Raw genomic sequence first — 17,754 nt, 5'->3', positions numbered from 1 at the left:
AAAAGGCTGCTGCGATGTCTGACGAAGACCCGTTTGCCGAACCGGATGACACCGACAGAACGGTGATCAAACCCAATCCGGGCGGACGCCGCATGGCCCCACAAACGCCATCGCCGCCCCATGCGCCCTCCGCCGCATCGCAGCCTCAGCACGAGACGCAGTCGACAGGGCATCCCGACACAGATACATTTGGCATTCCCTCCGGCCCATCGTCGCAGGCGGGCCCGGACAATCCGTCAAAAGCTCGACAGGATGCACAGGAACAGGTCCTGACAGGCCTGAACCGGCTCAATGCCTGTGCGGCGCCCCTGTTCTCCCTGATCAGCCGCATTCGCAACCGTGCGCAGCACATGGACGCAGACAAGCTGCGCCACTCGGTCGTCTCCGAGGTGCGCGCCTTCGAAAACCGCGCCTTGCAGGCGGGAATTCCGGCTCAGACGGTCAAGGCTGCACGCTATTCGCTCTGTGCGACACTGGACGACGTCGTGTTGAACACGCCCTGGGGAGGACAGTCCAGTTGGGGTCTGCAATCCATGGTCGGCACATTCCATCGAGAGACGGTGGGCGGCGACCGGTTTTACGACCTCCTGGCCCGGCTAGAGAAAGAGCCCGCCAACAACATCGATCTTCTTGAATTCATGTATATGTGCCTGTCGCTCGGATTCGAGGGGCGTCTAAGGGTCGAGCAGGGCGGTCCGGACAAACATGCCCGTATCCGATCCGGGCTCGCGTCGCTGATCCGCAACCAGCGCGGCGCGCTCGAGCGTGACCTGTCCCCGAACTGGAAGGGAATAGACAAACCCTATCGTGCGCTGTCAGCCTGGAAACCGGTCTGGATCGCGCTGGGCGCGATGGCAATCCTGCTGGTGTCCGAATTCGCGGGTCTAAGCTATATCCTGTCGAACCGGACGGAAAACCTGATCGGCCAGTTGTCCATCGTGGATGCCGGACCGGTGGCAGAACTCGAACGGCGCGCGCCGCCACCACCCCCGCCGCCTGTCGATACCAAGGAGGTGCGGCTTGAAAAGGTCGTGGCCTTCCTGCAGCCCGAAATCGACGAAGGACTCGTCAACGTGTTCGGCAAGGGCAACACGCTTGTCATCCGCGTGACCGGGTCCGGCATGTTCGGGTCCGGGTCTGACACGCTTGTGGACCGGTTTCGGGATCCGATCCAGCGAGTCGCGACGGCGCTGAACGATGAGCAGGGCCAGGTCATCGTCGTCGGGCACTCCGACAATATCCCGATACGCTCTTCGCGGTTCCCGTCGAACATGCACCTGTCGCTGGCGCGGGCCAAATCGGTGATGGCGTCGATGGCCACGACCATGGACGACGAGTCCCGTCTCAGCGCCGAAGGCCGTGCCGACGCCGAACCGATCGCCGACAATGGCACGCGCGAGGGGCGCGCCAAAAACCGGCGCATCGAGGTCGTTCTGGTTCAGGAGCGGGAATCATGAAGTTTTTACGTTTCTTCACATCCATCTATTTCGGCCTGTTCTTTGCCGCGCTCGCGCTGTCTGTACTCGTTTGGTATCTTGGGCCGCTGATCGGGTCCGACCAAAGCCGGCCGCTAGCAGGGGGCGTGCCGCGACTGCTGCTGGTGGGATTGTTTGCCCTGGTCTTTGGGGCCATTGGTCTGACGATCTTTTTGCTCAGGCGCCGGCGCGAAAAGGCGATGACAGAAGAGATCGCCGAAAGCGTCGACATGGGCGACGATGTCGCCACCGAGGAGATCACCGAACTACGTGACAAGCTCAAGTCGGCGATGTCCGCCCTGCGCAAATCCAAGAACGGGCGCAAGCACCTGAACGAATTGCCCTGGTACATCATGATCGGCCCGCCGGGTGCCGGAAAGACAACGGCGATCGTCAATTCCGGCCTGCAATTCCCACTTGCCGATGAGATCGGCAAGACCGCCATCGGGGGAGTGGGCGGAACCCGCAACTGCGATTGGTGGTTCACCAACAACGCCGTCCTGATCGACACCGCCGGACGCTACACGACGCAAGAGAGCGACGCGCAGGTCGACAATGCGGCCTGGATGGGGTTTCTCAACCTGCTGAAACGATATCGCAAGCGTCAGCCGGTCAACGGGGCAATCATCGCAATCAGTCTCAGCGATCTGGCGCTTCAGGACGAAATGACCCAGAAGGGCCATGCCGCCGCCATACGCGCCCGACTGACCGAACTGCGGGACAAACTGGGTGTGCGCTTCCCGGTCTATGTCCTTTTTACCAAGGCCGACCTGATTGCCGGCTTTACCGAATTCCATGACAATCTAGGCAAGGAAGACCGCGAACAGGTCTGGGGCTTCACGTTTCCGCTGGAGAAAGGCAAGGCCGAAGCGTCGCCGAGTGCCGGGTTCGACGCGGAATTCGCGGCCCTGCTGGAGCGCTTGAATTCCCAGTCGCTCGAACGAATGCAGGCGGAAACCGATCCTCAACGGCGCACGCTTGTCGCGGGCTTCCCGTCGCAGGTCGCGTCGATGCGCAGCGTCGCCAAGGCGTTTCTGACCGAAGTTTTTCAGGAAAACCGCTATCAGCATCGCCAGATGCTGCGCGGGGTCTATTTCACCTCGGGCACCCAGGAGGGCACACCGATTGACAGGTTGATGCTCAGCATGGCGCGCACCTTCGGCATTGGTCGACAAGCCATCGGCACCGGGCAGGGCGCGGGTCGGTCCTATTTCCTCACGCGGCTTTTCGAGAGCGTGATATTCCGCGAGGCGGGGCTCGTCTCGGCAGATGACACGGTCGAACGGCGTTACAAGATCACCAAATGGGCCGCGATCATCGCGACGATCATGGTGGCCACCGGGACCGGAGCCCTTCTCGTGCGGTCCTTTCAAGGCAACACCGAGCTTATCGCCCGGGCAAATGCGCATGTCGCGGAATACACCTCTGCCACCAATTCACTGCCAGGCAGCCCCATCGGCGACACAGATCTTGTCCCCGTGGTTGCAGCCCTGAACGGGCTGCGCGACATGCCCACCAACCCGACCCTGTCCGACCCCGCGCCCGAGCGGCGCCTGACATATGGTCTCTACCAGGGCGATGTCATTGGCTCCCAGGCCGCGCAAACCTACCGTCGCGCAATGAACCAGCGCCTGCTGCCGCGGCTCTTGCTGCGGCTGGAAGAGCAGATCAGCGGGAACATGAACAACCCCGATGTTCTCTACGAGGCGCTCAAGATCTACCTCATGCTCGGCCTGCAAGGGCCGATGAACCAGGACCTGGTGAAAGAATGGATGTTGATTGACTGGGAATTGTCCTTCCCGGGACCGGCCCGCGAGGAACTCCGCCAGGATCTCGCCATGCATCTCGATGCGCTTCTCGATCAACCCATGCAGGAGATCGAACTGAACGGCCCCTTGGTCGAGCAGGTTCAGACACTTCTGTCGGAAATGCCGCTGGCACAGCGCGTCTATAACGGCATCATAAACAGCCCGGCTGCAGTTGCGCTGCCGAAATGGCGGATCACCGACGCAGCCGGTCCGGCCGTGTCGCGGGTGCTGGTCCGATCCTCTGGCAAGCCACTGACCGATGGCGTGGACGGAATCTTCACCTATAACGGCTTCAACGATGTGTTCCTTGGCGAGGCGCTGGGTGTCGCCGAGCGGATTCAGCGGGAAAGCTGGGTTCTCGGGCCGCGTGGCGTTGCCGACCAGACCGAACAGGCGCTCGCGGCCCTCAGCCGCGACGTGCTGGATCTGTACTACAACGACTATATCGCGGCTTACGACGCTCTTCTCGGGGACGTCGATATCATTCCGATGGAATCTCTGAGCCATGCCGTCGAGGTAACGAATGTGCTCTCGGGGCCGACCTCGCCCATCGTGAACCTTCTAGAGGCGATCTCGGAAGAAACACGCTTGACCGAGGATCGCTCGGGCGCGACCGGTGCGCTGGCCGAAGGGGCGACCGCGATTGCCGAACGCGATATGCAGACGCGGGCAGGCTTCCGCACGCGAATGCTGCTGGAGGCGCTGTCGAACTCGGCCAGGGCGGCGGGCGAACCCGCGCCGAAACCTCCCGGGTCTTATGTCGAAGACCGCTTCGCGTGGTTGCATCAACTGACGCAGGCACCCGAACCGGGACTGCCATCCCGCCTCGATGAACTGATCGGCCTGCTGACGGAGCTTTACCAGGAACTCAATAAGATGAGTTTCTCGGGCTCGTCGACCAGCAGCGAAGGTGGTGCCGCGATCCGTCGGTTCCAAGACGCCGCCGCGCGTGCAGATGGTCCGCTGGAGCGCTGGGCGACACAGATCGCCTCGGGATCATCGGGCATCACCTCCGACAATACCCGTTCCGGCCTCAATGCAAGCTGGCAGTCGAACATCCTGCCCTTCTGCGAAAAGGCTTTGAATGACCGTTATCCGTTCAATCGGCGTGCCCGTGCAGATGTTGCCATCGCCGACTTTCAAAAGCTTTTCGGACCGGCGGGCCTGATCGACAGCTTCGTGACCGAAAACCTCATTCAGTACATCGACACCCGCACGCGGCCTTGGTCGTGGAAACAGGTGAACGAAGTTGATCTTGGCATCAGCCCGACCGTGCTCGAACAACTGCAACACGCAGCCGAGATTCGAGAGGCGTTCTTTGCCGGCGGCACGCCGAATATCCAGTTCCAGATGATGCCGCAGGCTTTGGATCCGAAGGCGGAATCGGTTCTTCTCGATGTGCATGGCAAACAAGTGCCGTTCGCTCATCGCAGCGGCGCGCCAACGCCGGTTGCGCTTGAATGGCCCGGCGGTGTCGGCCTGGCCCGGATCACCTTTGCCCCTTCATCGCAAAGCGTGGAAAGTACCCTTCAGAAGGACGGTCCATGGGCGTGGTTCCGGCTGCTGGATGCCGCCGAGGTGCGGCGCACGAATGTCGAGGATCGCAAGCGCGTCATCTTCAATGTCGGTGGCCGCATTTCGATCTTCCAACTTCAGGCCGGATCAGTCCTGAACCCGTTTGCGCTGCCGGCGCTCTCGAAGTTCAACTGCCCGAAGACGTTCTGATGCGCTCTGCCCCGTTCGGAGTCTTCGGGAAGATCCCGTCAGTCGGTGATTTTCTCCGCATCAACACGCCACCCGGGTTTTCCTCTGTCTGGGACGACTGGCTGCAAAGATGCCTCGTCTCCGGGGCGCACGCATATGGCTCAGGGTGGGATGAGCTTTACATGTCCGTGCCGATCTGGCGCTTCTGCCTGTCTCCCGGGGTGGCCGGTCCCAGCGGGATCATGGGGGTCTTGATGCCATCTGTCGACCGTGTCGGCCGGCGCTTTCCCCTGACACTGATGGGGCCCTTGTCCGCGTCCGTCCCGGCCCTGGAGGCGCATTTCCGGTACGCCAAGATCTTTGAAGCGCTGGAAACTCTTTCTCTGTCGGTGCTCGACGAGGATATCAGCAAGCAAACGCTGGAGAGCAAGCTGTCTGACATTCGGCTTGCGACTGCGCAAGGCGGGTCCACCTGCCAGATCGCAGCCGGGTCGTCGGTGGTGTGCCGCGCAGGTGACACCGATCAGATCGCCGCTTCCCTGTCGACGGCGCTGCTCGCCAGGTCCTTTGATACCCCGACAATCTGGAGCACCACGATGGACGAGGACGCACGGCTCATGGTGTGCAACGGTTTGCCGGTCGGATCGACCATGCAAGGTTTGTTCGATCTGACCGCCGATTTTTGGAAAGAGTGCATTTCATGAATGTTGTTGGCCCTCAGGTCCGTTTCAACGCGCGCAGTCACGTCGGTCTCAAGCGCAAGGTCAACGAGGATTCCGTTCTCGCCCTGCCGGAGCAAAGTATCTGGGTCGTCTCGGATGGCATGGGCGGACATGAGGCGGGTGACTATGCAAGCCGACTTATCACCGACCTGATCGCGACGATCGAACCCGGCCTGTCGGCGACCGATCGTATGCACGCGCTGCGGCACGCCATCCAGACGGCGCATGAGTTGATCCGGCAAGAGGCGGCGGCCCGTGGCGTGCCCACCATCGGGGCGACCGTGGCCAGCCTCATGTTGGCCAATTCGCATTTCGTCGGGATCTGGGCCGGTGACAGTCGCATCTACCGGCTGCGCCACCGCGAGATCCAGATGCTGACCGCCGATCATTCACTGGTGGCCAGCCTCGTGGCATCGGGCCAGATGACCTGGGACGAGGCCGAGCATCACCCGCAAGCGAACGCCATCACCCGCGCTGTGGGCGTGGGCGACACGCTGGAACTCGACAAGGTCCGCGGAGCTGTCGAACCGGGCGATCGTTTCCTGATATGCTCTGACGGTTTGACCAAATACGCCACGTTCAGGATGATCGAGGACGTGATGAACAAGGAACCGATCGAAACCGTGGTTGACCGACTGATCCAGATCGCCCTCGACGGCGGCGGGGCCGACAACATCACGCTCATCGTCGTGGACGTGACCTGACCGGGAAGTCCGACCGGGTTACCGTGACAGGGTTTCCAGGATGCGGCTGTCCAGCGAATAGATCCGCGAGGCAGGGTTTCGGTCTTGTGTCAGGATCGCTTCGGAATAGCTCGACGCGGATTCACTTGTCGGCCGCATCTCGTTGAACAACGGTTCACTGGAGTGAATGACCAGTATCTTGGATTTCCCCAAGGTCGAGTCATCGACGCGAAACGCCGGGTCCCTCGCCTCGCCGATGGAATAGGCGACGCGGATCGACATCGGTCCCGTCTCTGCGTCACGCAGGCCCTCGACGGAATTGTCGGGTCGGTTCAGATTGGGCAGAAGATGGTAGACATCCCCGGACACATCCAGCACCGACACCGAAAGATACCCGTCGGTGACGCCGGCGGGCAGGTCGATGTCTATGACCGGGTTTTCACCGACCACGAACTCCCCGGTCGGGTTCGGGGTATTGCCCTTGTCCCCGTGGTAGAACGCCATGTCGATCGCGCTTGATGGCGCTTTCGGCATCACGTTTTCGATCAGGCACAGGGTGTTGTTCAGAATTTCCACATTCAGATCAAGCGGCCGCCCGCCAACCACCGGCGACATCGCATTGCCGAGCGCGTCGCGGCTTTGCGGGCTGGACATGACACCAGTCACGATAACCGGGCTGTCCGGCCCGTAGCCGGCCATGGGTCGGTCCGCCAGCGACAGCGGTCCGCAATCCGCAAAGGTCTTCAGGATCGGATCAAGCTGTTGTGGCGCGAGTATGATTTCATCCAGTGTCAGCGACGGTTCCCCGTTCAGCGCGCCCATGATCCCGGCGTCGAAAGCGGCCTGAACCTGGTCGTAGATCGGCTTGCTCGTGGTTGATCCTTCCACTTCTGCGGAATCACCCGACAGCGAAATGCGCCAGATTTCCATGTCGTCGATTGCATCGACGACCGCCAGAACGTCCTGGCCCCAACTTTCGGCAATGGCACCGTTGGCAAGCGTCAGATCAAAGGTTCCGTCCAGTGCACGGATCTGTTCACGGAGGTTGGTTGCCATGTCCTCGTTGGGCACGAAGCCAACGGCACGCGGCGCGGCGTCCCGGGCCTTGGCAACAGAGAGCCGGTACGGATCCGCCAGGGGCAGGGTGGGCGCCGGAGTGAACACCCCCATGGCGAAGGCCCCGGCCACACCGGCCGCGACGACCCCACCGATGACCATCGGGATCAATGCGCCGCTCTTTTTTTTGTCCGACGCAGGTTTTGTCCCTGTCGGCGGTGTCGATCTTTCGCCAGCGGCAACGATCTCCGGCGCAGGCTCTGACGCGGCTTTTGCTGCGGCTGCGATTGGCGCGATCACGGTTTCGTCCGAAAGCCTGTCTTGCTTGGGCGGGTCGAAGGGTTCGCCGTCCAAAGCGGCCAGCACGGCGGCGGCACTTTCGAAACGGTCGTCGGGATTGGGATTGGTCATCTTGTCCAGAATGGACTTGAGAGGCTCGGGCACCCCCTTGGTATCGAGTGCCTCGGCCTTCTTGTGAACGACCTCCATCGGGTTGCGGCCAACATCGGGAGACCTGCCGCGGAAGTTGGCAAGCAGTGACGCACCAAGCGAATAGATATCCGTGCGGGCGTCGGTCTTGCCGGACAATTGCTCGGGCGCCGCGTAGGCGTATTTTCCGGCGAATTCGTTGCCGACGATGGTTTCCGCGCCCGGGTTGGTGTCCTTGGCGATCCCGAAATCGATGATCACCGCCTGTGCCGGGTCATTGTCACGCAGGATGATGTTGTCAGGCGACAGATCCCTGTGAAAAATCTTGCGCTCATGCGCAGCCTCCAGGCCTTCCGCGACCCGTCGACAGATCACGAGAAGGTCTTCGGAGGACATCGGTCCTTCCTTGAGCTTCTTGTCCATGCCCGGCCCGTCGACATAGTCGATCAGAAGGTAGACATGGCCGTCTGCCGTGCGGTGGTTCTCCGAGTACCGGACGATTGCGTCGTGCCGGATTTCGCGCATGGCTTCTTCGCGCGTCAGCAAAAGGAGGTAATCCTCGTTTGAGGAAAACTCCGATTTGAGAACCTTCAGTGCAACAAGCCGACCCGAGATCTCCGAACGGGCCCGGTAGACATCGGATGTCCCACCGCGGCCCAGAAGAGCTTCGACACGGTACGTGTTGTTCACCAGGTCGCCGGGCTTGAAAAGATCTCCTGGTCGGCTTTCTGTCATGATGACTCCGGGTTCAGACGGTGACCGAAGTCATTAACCAAGCGCTTGGAATTCCACCCGGCGATTCTCGTCGCTGCGGGGATCGTTTGGATCGAAGGGCACAGTCTCGCCCATGCCGATTGCCTCGAGCCGGGTCTCTGCGATTCCGCATTCATTCACGAGATGCCGCTTCACCTCTTTCGCACGCAGCAGAGACAGGTTTTCATTGTAGGATGCAGACCCCGAGCTGTCGGTGTGACCGACGATCTGGAAGAGTTGCACATCGACCGACTGCATCACTTGGCACAGCGTGGCAAGCTGCGGCTTCTGATCGTCACGCAATGTCGCGCTGTCGAAGTCGAAGGTGATCTTGATATTCACTTGATCGGATTTTTCGACTTCGTTGTACCCTGTCTCAGCAGTGGTGTTCGACGTGACAGTGGTCCCCGGAGTTTCCGCGTCGGTCTGATCGGAGGACTCGGAGGGAACCAGCACCAATCCGCGCGTCCTTTGTTTTTCGAATGCCTTGGTGATCTCGTCTGCGGTCATTTCATCCGCGGTTGCATCCTGTGCATAAGTTTTGGTTGCAAGCGGCATCGCCAGCGTTACGGCAACGGCTATTACGAAACGTGATTGAATATACGACATAGCAATACATGTCCTCGAATGAAAAAGCGTTGGTGCAAAAAGTCTAGCCCAGCTGCGATCCACCGGCAATGATTTTGACCGGTCCAGCCGGACAATGCGGCGCGCGGTTGGGGCCGTTGCATACTGCCGTGACGATTGACCGGTCCGACCGGTTCAGAATGATTTGAGCCTTTCGATTTGGGTCGGGATGCCGGTTTATCCTTGGCTTGAAAGCCGGAATCCGGTTTAATTCGACAAAATTTTTTGTGAAAGGCAGTGTGGCCCATGCGCCTGCTTCCGGCGATTATCCTTGGCATTGCGATCATTCTCGCGCCGATCATCTGGATCTTCGTGCCCAAGCTGCTTCAGCAAGAAGATTTCGCCGGTCCCGCCATCGATTCCGGGGCGCGCATCGAAATCGAGATTCTGAACCAGCAGGTCGAGGATCTGCAAATCCGGTTGGAAGATCTGACGCAGGAATTGGCAAAGGTTGCCTCAACCGCCTCGGCGGCCTCCCGTGCGCCTGCGCCAAGCCAGAACGCGACGATGGCTCCGTCCAACGATGACGAAACGTTTCGGCGTAATGGCGAGAACGATATCATCGACGCTTACGCGCAGGTGGTGTTGATCGCCAACCGCCGCAAGGTAAACGAGGGTCTGACCATCGCGGGGCCGAGTTATCTTGCGCGGGTGTTCGGCCCGCCGCGCGAAAACCTGTCCAACCGCTGCGAGGAAATGACCAACCCGCGGCTCAAGAGCAAACTCGTGCTCGAGGATGTGGGTCCGATCCGGGTACGGTTGCTCAAGCCGGCAGCGGAGTCCCTGCGCCGCGTCTTCGAAGAAATCCGCGTGACCGACCCCGATCTCTACGCGCGAATCGATACAGCCGGGTCGCTCTGTGTCAGGCAAATTCGCGGAACCCGTGGCCGCGCTTCGACGCATGCCTTCGGGCTGGCCGTCGACCTGAACATCGACGGCGTGCTCGATACGCTGGGCGATGGCAAGACCCAGTTGGGGTTAACAATTCTGGCCGATTTCTTCCGCAAGGAAGGGTGGGTCTGGGGGGCCTCCTGGGGACGCGAAGACAGCATGCATTTCGAGGTCAGCCGCCAAAAACTCGATGAGTGGATCCAGGCCGGCGCGTTGTAGGTCGGCGTGCTTTAAAATCCGAGGGTCCAGACCCCGGCCCAGTCCCTCAGAGCAGCAGAGCCGGTTTTTGAACCGCGAAAACCGTCCCTTTAATCGGATGGCCCATGTCGTTGCGCAACCGGGCGTGAGTTATCAGTTTCGGTTTCGGAAAGCCGATATCCTTGAGCGTTTCGGTCAAATAGGAATCGGAATGCTTGTACCGCCCAGTGGAATAAAGCTTGTAGCCCGTTCTGACGGATGGATCCTCTTCGTGTTCGACAGTCACAAGCAGCCAGCCGCCGGGGTGCAGAGTTTTGTTGAAGTTGTAGAAAATGGTGTCGAGGGCTCCGAAATAGACAAGAACATCAGCGCAGACGATCATGTCGAAACGGCCTTCAGGGTAGGTTTCCAAGACCGAAAGATCGGTGCGCGCCAAAAAGTGATATCCTTCCTTTTCGCGGGCGACTTCGAGCATCTTGATCGACAGGTCGATACCGATCAGCTCGGAGGCATAGTCGCGCAGAAATGCCGAACACAGCCCGGTTCCACACCCCGCATCGAGGATCCTGCGCGTCTTTGCCTTGTCGAATTCAAGTTTTTCCAGCGTGGTGAAAATCAGGTTTGGTCCGTTGTTTCCAAGCAGATTCAATTGCTGATCGTAGGACACCGCAAAACTGTCGAAAAGCTCGACTGCCATGCCGTGCTGATCAAGGGCGGATGCTGGGGATCCATGTGACGCAAGCAGGTACTCGACCCTTGCGGTCTCGGTCTTGGTCTTGCAGTTCGCTTTCGCGTATTCCAGGCAGGCCAGCGCGGCACCGTTGAAACCGACTTTTGACAGAATCATGCCCAGATGGATGGCTGGCAACACAGGTTGATCATGCGCCTTCAGGAAGGTCATTGCGACGTCCCGCGCTTTTTCCGGTCGGTTAACCGTGGCCAGGATAGACAGATACCCGGCGACAACGAGTTGGTTGTCGGGCTCGGCCTCGATAGCCTTTTGTCCCAATTCGTCAGCGGCCTCTGCCTCCCCAAGATCCGCGAGCACACCGGCGGCGGGCAAAAGGGCGTATTCGGGGCTTTTCAACCTGTGATGTACGCGGTCAAGCTCTTCGACGATCACGGTCTTGATCTTGTCGGCGGCCTCGATCTGGCCAAGCGACCTCAGCACCCCTGCCGCCTTCGCTGCGAACGGCACGGGCAGGTCTCCCAGGTCAAGGATTTCCTGGCACAGTTCGATCGCTTTTTGCGGGTCGTTTGCATCGACCAGTTCTCTTGCCTGCTCGATCTTTGATGAGATCAACTGAACGTTTTCATCCTCGACCAGAAGGTTGAGCCCGGTGTCATCGTCCTGTTCCTGTTCGTTTTGAATAAGTGTCATGTTGAAATTCCTTTTCGGAGCAATCGCCATTTATCTTGCTGCGAAACGAACCGGGAATCTAGTTTTTCACGCTTGGACCGCATCAGCGCCTAGTGCGCCGCCCAAATCGGGGCATTTCGAAACCTTGAGCGGCGCGGCGTTCATGATGGCCGACGCCCGTCTCGCGCCGCCAGCCGGACGAGGTGGACAGTTGCATCATCCGGGGAAAAGTCGATATCGCGGCTGATCTTGTCCCGACCCTGACGCGGATAGTTCAAAGCGCTGTCTGGCCAGCCCCGGATGTTACCACCACGTCGGTTTTCCATTCGGCGCATTTGCGGGGCAGGGGATCGGGAAGCGGCGCGTCGGTGAACAGGGTGTCCACCTCCGACAAGGACGCGATCCGGGCCGGTGCGCTACGTTTGAGCTTGGAAGCGTCGGCGACGAGGAAGGTTCTCCGCGATTGTTGCAGGATCGTTTGGCTCACCCCGATCTCCTGGATATCGAAATCGAGCAGATCACCATCCTCGTCCAGGGCGGAGCAGCCAATGATGGCCAAGTCGAACTTGAATTGCAGGATGGTCTCTGTCGCGAGTTTGCCAACCAGCCCACCGTCGGCGCGCCGCAGGTTGCCGCCCGTGACAACCACTTCGCATTCCTGTGTTTCGGCAAGAATATTGGCAACGTTCATGTTGTTGGTCACGACCAGCAGGTTGCGGTGATTGCGCAGCTCGCGGGCCACGGCCTCGGTGCTGGTGCCGATGTTCAGGAAAAGCGAGATATTGTTCGGGATACGGTTCGCGCAGGATTTGGCCATCGCGGCTTTTGCCTTTGCGTTGAGGACGCGGCGCTGCTCGTAGCCGATATTGCTGGTGCTTGACGGGAGCATCGCGCCGCCATGCACCCGCTCCAGCCGACCCTCCTCGGCGAGGTCGGACAGGTCACGGCGGATCGTTTGCAGCGTCACGCCGAAATGCTGTGCGAGACCTTCGACCGTGACCTTCCCGTTTTTTCGCGCGATTTCGAGAATGTCGCGGTGGCGGAAAGCATGAGACATCGGCGGACTCGTTCAAACTGGATTGCGGAGGCGGTGACGGCGTCGTCACCGGTCAAGTGGTCTGGACATTCTAAAGACCAAACACCGTCGATTGCCAATGCGAAATATCCCTCAAAATCAACCGGATAAAGAAAAACGAACAAAAACGAAAAAAACCTCCTTGCATGAATCGCATGCCGGCTGCATAAATCGAGCTCAATACGTGACCCAAGGGGAGGTGGTGAGCGGTGATCGACCATTCCAGCGAACCTGTAGACCTTTTCGTCATTGGTGGCGGCATCAATGGATGTGGCATCGCCCGGGACGCATCCGGTCGTGGTCTGACCGTGATCTTGGCCGAGATGAACGATCTGGCCTCCGCCACGTCGTCGTCGTCAACCAAGCTGTTTCACGGCGGGTTGCGATACCTCGAATATTTTGAATTCCGGCTGGTCCGCGAAGCGTTGATCGAGCGGGAAGTTTTGTTGAAAGCGATGCCGCACATCAGCTGGCCAATGCGGTTTGTCCTTCCATATCATGAGGATATGAGGTTCGAGTCGGATACCCCGACCTCGCGCCTGCTGGGTTACGTGATGCCCTGGATGAAGGGGCGGCGGCCGGCGTGGCTTATTCGTCTTGGGCTTTTTATCTACGACAGCCTTGGCGGTCGAAAGATTTTGCCGAGTACCCGGACCCTTGATCTGACCAGCGCGCCAGAGGGCGCGCCGCTTGATGATCGGTTCGAGAAGGCCTTTGAATATTCCGATTGCTGGATAGAGGACTCGCGGCTCGTCATTCTGAATGCGCGCGATGCAGAAGCGCGCGGCGCGTCGATCCTGCCGCGCACCAAGGTGGTGTCTGCAGCGCGGGACGGGGATCTATGGCGCGTCGAAACGCAAAATACCGAAAATTATGAAGTTCAGACCCACTATGCCCGCATGCTGGTGAACGCGGGCGGCCCGTGGGTGGGCGACATCATCCAGACCAAGGTGCGGCTCAATTCGACGGAAGGGGTGCGCCTTGTTCGCGGCTCGCACATCGTCACGCGCAAGCTCTATGACCACGACAAATGCTATTTTTTCCAGGGCACGGATGGGCGGATCATCTTCACCATCCCCTATGAGACGGATTTCACCCTGATCGGCACCACCGATGCCGAACACACCGAGCCGTCGGACAAACCTGTCTGTACACCCGAGGAGCAGTCCTACCTTCTCAACTTCGCGAACCAGTATCTGAAGCGCGACCTGACGGACGATGATGTTGTCTGGACCTATTCGGGGGTTCGCCCGCTCTACGACGATGGCGCGTCTAGCGCGACTGCGGCGACACGTGACTATACATTGAAGGTCGACGCGACGGGTGGTGCGCCGGTTCTGAACATCTTTGGCGGCAAGATCACCACCTATCGCCGCCTTGCCGAAAGCGCACTTGAAAAGATCGGTGAGCATTTGCCCGGGGTCAAGGGTCCGTGGACGGCAGGTGTGACCCTGCCGGGCGGCGATTTCGCGGTGGATGAAGTGGACACGCTTGTTGCGAACCTGCGGGCGCAGTATCCTTTCCTGGACGACTTCTGGGCCAGGCGGCTCGTGCGCGCCTATGGCACCGAGGCGGATGCGGTGCTGGGCGACGCGACACGGAAAAGCGATCTGGGCCGTGATTTCGGCGCGACGCTCACCGAGGCGGAAATCCTCTGGCTCATGGAACGTGAATACGCGCGCAGCGCCGAAGACGTGGTCTGGCGGCGCAACAAGCTGGGCCTGCGATTGCGCGGTGACCAGATCAAGGACTTGGAAACCTGGATGTCGGCGCATCGTCGGGCCATGCCCAAGGCCGCAGAATAAGGATGCTGGTATGACACTCGAGCTGAAAGGCGTGTCGAAGGTCGTGGAGGGGCAGACGCATATCTACCCCACGGACCTGACGCTTGAAAAAGGCACGATGAACGTCCTTCTGGGGCCGACCCTGTCGGGCAAGACCTCGCTGATGCGATTGATGGCAGGGCTGGACCAGCCCGCGACCGGCCAGATCATCTGGCAAGGCCACGACGTGACAGGCCAGCGTGTTCAAGACCGCAGGGTGGCGATGGTTTACCAGCAGTTCATCAATTACCCGTCGATGTCCGTCTATGACAATATCGCCTCTCCGATGAAGCTGATGGGGGTCGACAATTCGGAGATCGATCGCCGCGTGCGCGAAACGGCAGAGTTGATGCGGCTGACCCCGATGCTGGACCGCAAGCCGTTGGAATTGTCCGGTGGCCAACAACAGCGCTGCGCTTTGGCCCGCGCGCTGGTCAAGAATGCAGGTCTCGTCCTTCTCGATGAACCGCTGGCCAACCTGGACTACAAGCTGCGCGAGGAATTGCGGATCGAGATCCCGAAGATCTTTGAAAAGTCCGGATCGATCTTTGTCTATGCGACCACGGAGCCGGAAGAAGCGCTGCTTCTGGGGGGCAACACGGCAACGCTGTGGGAAGGCCGCGTGACGCAGTTCGGACCGACACCAGAGGTGTACCGCCAGCCGGTCGATGCCACAACAGCGCGGGTGTTCAGCGATCCGCCGATGAATTTCCTGCCCATCACCAAGACCGGAACGAAGTTGACCTTCGGAGACGGGCAATCGACACCGGTACAGGGCCGGTTGGCCGAGGTGCCAGATGGCAATTACACCGCCGGGTTCCGCCCCAACCACATCGAGATCGGTCAGCACGTGCCCGATGCGATGTCGTTCACCACACGCCTGACGGTGACAGAGCTGACCGGGTCAGAGACGTTTGTCCATCTCGACCATCATGGCGAACGCTGGGTCGGCCTGATCCACGGCGTTCACAACCTGGCGCTGGGTGAAGACCTGACGGTGTGGCTGGACCCGCGGCATGTCTACATATTCGATGAACGCGGCAAGCTCGTTGCGCCCGCATCCTACGCGCTCGCGGCTTAAGGAGAGGTAAAGATGGCCAAGATCACCCTCGACAACCTCGCCCATTCCTATCTGGCCAACCCGGCCAATGAGGCGGATTACGCCCTCAAGGAATTGAACCATGACTGGGACGATGGTGCGGCCTACGCCCTGCTCGGTTCGTCCGGTTGCGGAAAATCCACCCTTCTCAACATCATATCGGGGCTTCTTCAACCAAGCCAGGGACGCATCCTTTTCAATGGGCAGGACGTCACCCACTCCCCCACGGCAAAGCGCAACATCGCGCAGGTGTTCCAGTTCCCGGTCGTTTACGACACCATGACGGTGCACGATAACCTTGCCTTTCCATTGCGCAATCGGGGCCGGGACGAGGCCTACGTGGCCGAGCGGGTGAACAACATCGCCCGAATGATCGGCATGGAGGACGTGCTGTCGAAAAAGGCGCGCGGGCTGACAGCCGATGCCAAGCAGAAGATCAGCCTTGGCCGCGGTATGGTCCGCGAGGACGTGAATGCGCTGCTTTTCGATGAACCGCTGACCGTGATCGACCCGCACATGAAGTGGGAACTGCGCACGCAGCTCAAATCGCTGCATCACGAATTCGGCCATACGATGATCTATGTCACCCACGATCAGACCGAAGCGCTGACCTTCGCCGACAAGGTGGTCGTGATGTATGACGGTCGCGTGGTGCAGATCGGCACGCCCGAAGAACTGTTCGAGCGGCCGGAACATACCTTTGTCGGGTATTTCATCGGCTCGCCGGGGATGAATGTCCTGACGGCGGACGTGCAGGGCACCGAGGCGCGTGTCGGCGGTTCGACGATCCCGCTGGGCGGCGGCTACAGGTCAATGCAGGGCAGCAAGGTCGAGATCGGTGTGCGCCCGGAATTCGTGAAACTGAGCAGGACCGACGGCTTGCCGGTGAGCATCCAACGGGTCGAGGATGTGGGCCGCCACAAGATCGTGCGCGCCACGTTCGAAGGTCACGAGATCAACATAATCGCCAATGAGGACGACGTCATCGGGGCGGACATGACCCGCGTGAGCTTCGATCCGGCGCATGTGAATGTTTATGTGAACGACTGGCGCGTGGCGCCCGACGGGTCGCAATCGGTTGGGGAGGCCGCGTGATGGAAAAGACAGTCAACCAGAAAGCGTGGTTCCTTGTCCTGCCGGTGCTGATCCTTGTCGCGTTCTCGGCGGTGATCCCGCTGATGACCGTGGTCAACTATTCGGTGCAGGACACGTTCGGCAACAACCAGTTCTTCTGGGCCGGGCTTGAGTGGTTCGGCGAGATGCTGCGCGATGACCGCATGTGGGGCGCGTTGGGCCGCCAGTTGTTCTTCTCGGGCACCATTCTGCTGATCCAGATTCCGCTGGGTGTCTTCGTGGCGCTCAACATGCCCAAGAAAGGGATATGGGCCAGCTTCTGCCTTGTCTTGATGTCTCTCCCGCTGCTGATCCCCTGGAACGTCGTCGGCACGATCTGGCAAATTTTCGGTCGCGCGGATATCGGGCTGCTGGGCTACACGCTGGATGCCCTTGGTATCGATTACAATTACACGAGCGACGCGGTTGCCGCCTGGGTGACGATCATCGTGATGGATGTCTGGCACTGGACCTCGCTTGTTGCGCTTCTGGCCTATGCCGGCCTGCAATCCATCCCGGACGCCTATTACCAGGCGGCCAAGATCGACCAGGCGTCGCGTTGGAAAGTGTTCCGCTTCATCGAATTGCCCAAGATGATGGGTGTTCTGATGATCGCCATCCTGCTGCGCTTCATGGACAGCTTCATGATCTACACCGAACCCTTCGTCGTCACCGGCGGTGGCCCCGGCAGCACCACGACGCTTCTGTCCATCGACCTTGTCAAGATGGCTCTTGGACAGTTCGATCTGGGTCCGGCGGCAGCGTTCTCGATCATGTATTTTCTGGTCATCCTGTTGATCTCCTGGGTGTTCTACACCGTGATGGTCAACCTCGATAAGCGGGGGAGCTGAACAATGGCTGACACGACAACCACCGATATTCCCGGAGATCTGACGGCAGGCGGAACCCGCAAACGCGTCAAGGTGAACGGGTCGGCC

The 17,754-nt window shown here is 60.0% G+C and carries 13 protein-coding genes; 9 read left to right on the top strand and 4 right to left on the bottom strand.

Features of this window, described 5'->3' with window-relative positions:
* Window positions 1-14 precede the first annotated feature (14 nt).
* Genes tssL through LCF59_RS06475 form a run of 4 tightly spaced genes read left to right on the top strand, consistent with a single transcriptional unit; the run spans window position 15 to window position 6,413 of the window.
* Window positions 15-1,457 (top strand): type VI secretion system protein TssL, long form, encoded by a 1,443-nt coding sequence (gene tssL / locus LCF59_RS06490; protein WP_292286635.1) that lies wholly within the window; start codon window positions 15-17, stop codon window positions 1,455-1,457.
* On the top strand, window positions 1,454-5,008 hold the full coding sequence (gene tssM, locus LCF59_RS06485; RefSeq protein WP_292286634.1) for a type VI secretion system membrane subunit TssM: 3,555 nt from the start codon (window positions 1,454-1,456) through the stop codon (window positions 5,006-5,008). The genes tssL and tssM overlap by 4 nt, the downstream gene beginning before the upstream one ends.
* Window positions 5,008-5,691 carry a type VI secretion system-associated protein TagF gene (gene tagF, locus LCF59_RS06480; protein ID WP_292286633.1) on the top strand — a complete coding sequence of 228 codons (684 nt, stop codon included), beginning with the start codon at window positions 5,008-5,010 and terminating at the stop codon, window positions 5,689-5,691. Before tssM ends, tagF begins: the two co-directional genes overlap by 1 nt.
* A complete protein-coding gene (locus tag LCF59_RS06475) occupies window positions 5,688-6,413 on the top strand; it encodes a protein phosphatase 2C domain-containing protein (protein ID WP_292286632.1) in 726 nt (241 codons plus the stop codon). The genes tagF and LCF59_RS06475 overlap by 4 nt, the downstream gene beginning before the upstream one ends.
* Window positions 6,414-6,431: 18 nt before the next feature.
* On the opposite strand, the gene LCF59_RS06470 is transcribed toward LCF59_RS06475, so the two are convergent.
* On the bottom strand, window positions 6,432-8,612 hold the full coding sequence (locus LCF59_RS06470; RefSeq protein ID WP_292286631.1) for a serine/threonine protein kinase: 2,181 nt from the start codon (window positions 8,610-8,612) through the stop codon (window positions 6,432-6,434).
* A 33-nt stretch (window positions 8,613-8,645) separates the two neighbouring features.
* Window positions 8,646-9,239 carry an OmpA family protein gene (locus tag LCF59_RS06465; protein ID WP_292286630.1) on the bottom strand — a complete coding sequence of 198 codons (594 nt, stop codon included), beginning with the start codon at window positions 9,237-9,239 and terminating at the stop codon, window positions 8,646-8,648.
* Between the two features lie 264 nt (window positions 9,240-9,503).
* Here LCF59_RS06465 and LCF59_RS06460 point away from each other — a divergent pair, with 264 nt between their 5' ends.
* Entirely contained in the window at window positions 9,504-10,367 is an 864-nt protein-coding gene (locus tag LCF59_RS06460) for a M15 family metallopeptidase (RefSeq protein ID WP_292286629.1), read from the top strand.
* Window positions 10,368-10,413: 46 nt separating this feature from the next.
* Here the strand turns inward: LCF59_RS06460 and LCF59_RS06455 are convergent, their stop codons facing one another.
* Window positions 10,414-11,727 carry a methyltransferase domain-containing protein gene (locus tag LCF59_RS06455; RefSeq protein WP_292286628.1) on the bottom strand — a complete coding sequence of 438 codons (1,314 nt, stop codon included), beginning with the start codon at window positions 11,725-11,727 and terminating at the stop codon, window positions 10,414-10,416.
* Window positions 11,728-11,980: 253 nt separating this feature from the next.
* Window positions 11,981-12,763, bottom strand: a complete 783-nt coding sequence (locus LCF59_RS06450; RefSeq protein WP_292286627.1) for a DeoR/GlpR family DNA-binding transcription regulator — start codon at window positions 12,761-12,763, stop codon at window positions 11,981-11,983.
* Window positions 12,764-12,990: 227 nt separating this feature from the next.
* Here LCF59_RS06450 and glpD point away from each other — a divergent pair, with 227 nt between their 5' ends.
* From glpD to LCF59_RS06430, 4 genes are read left to right on the top strand one after another with little or no spacing between them, the layout of a single operon-like run.
* Complete coding sequence (gene glpD, locus LCF59_RS06445; RefSeq protein ID WP_292286626.1) at window positions 12,991-14,586, top strand: glycerol-3-phosphate dehydrogenase; 1,596 nt, start codon at window positions 12,991-12,993, stop codon at window positions 14,584-14,586.
* 10 nt (window positions 14,587-14,596) lie between these two features.
* Entirely contained in the window at window positions 14,597-15,685 is a 1,089-nt protein-coding gene (locus LCF59_RS06440; protein WP_292286625.1) for an ABC transporter ATP-binding protein, read from the top strand.
* Between the two features lie 12 nt (window positions 15,686-15,697).
* On the top strand, window positions 15,698-16,798 hold the full coding sequence (locus LCF59_RS06435) for an ABC transporter ATP-binding protein (protein ID WP_292286624.1): 1,101 nt from the start codon (window positions 15,698-15,700) through the stop codon (window positions 16,796-16,798).
* On the top strand, window positions 16,798-17,667 hold the full coding sequence (locus tag LCF59_RS06430; protein WP_292286623.1) for a carbohydrate ABC transporter permease: 870 nt from the start codon (window positions 16,798-16,800) through the stop codon (window positions 17,665-17,667). Before LCF59_RS06435 ends, LCF59_RS06430 begins: the two co-directional genes overlap by 1 nt.
* Window positions 17,668-17,754: the final 87 nt, after the last annotated feature.

This window comes from Marivita sp. (assembly GCF_020055675.1).
Lineage (GTDB): Bacteria > Pseudomonadota > Alphaproteobacteria > Rhodobacterales > Rhodobacteraceae > Marivita.
The sequence above is the reverse complement of the archived record's forward strand: the minus strand, read 5'-3'. Positions and strand labels throughout refer to the sequence as shown.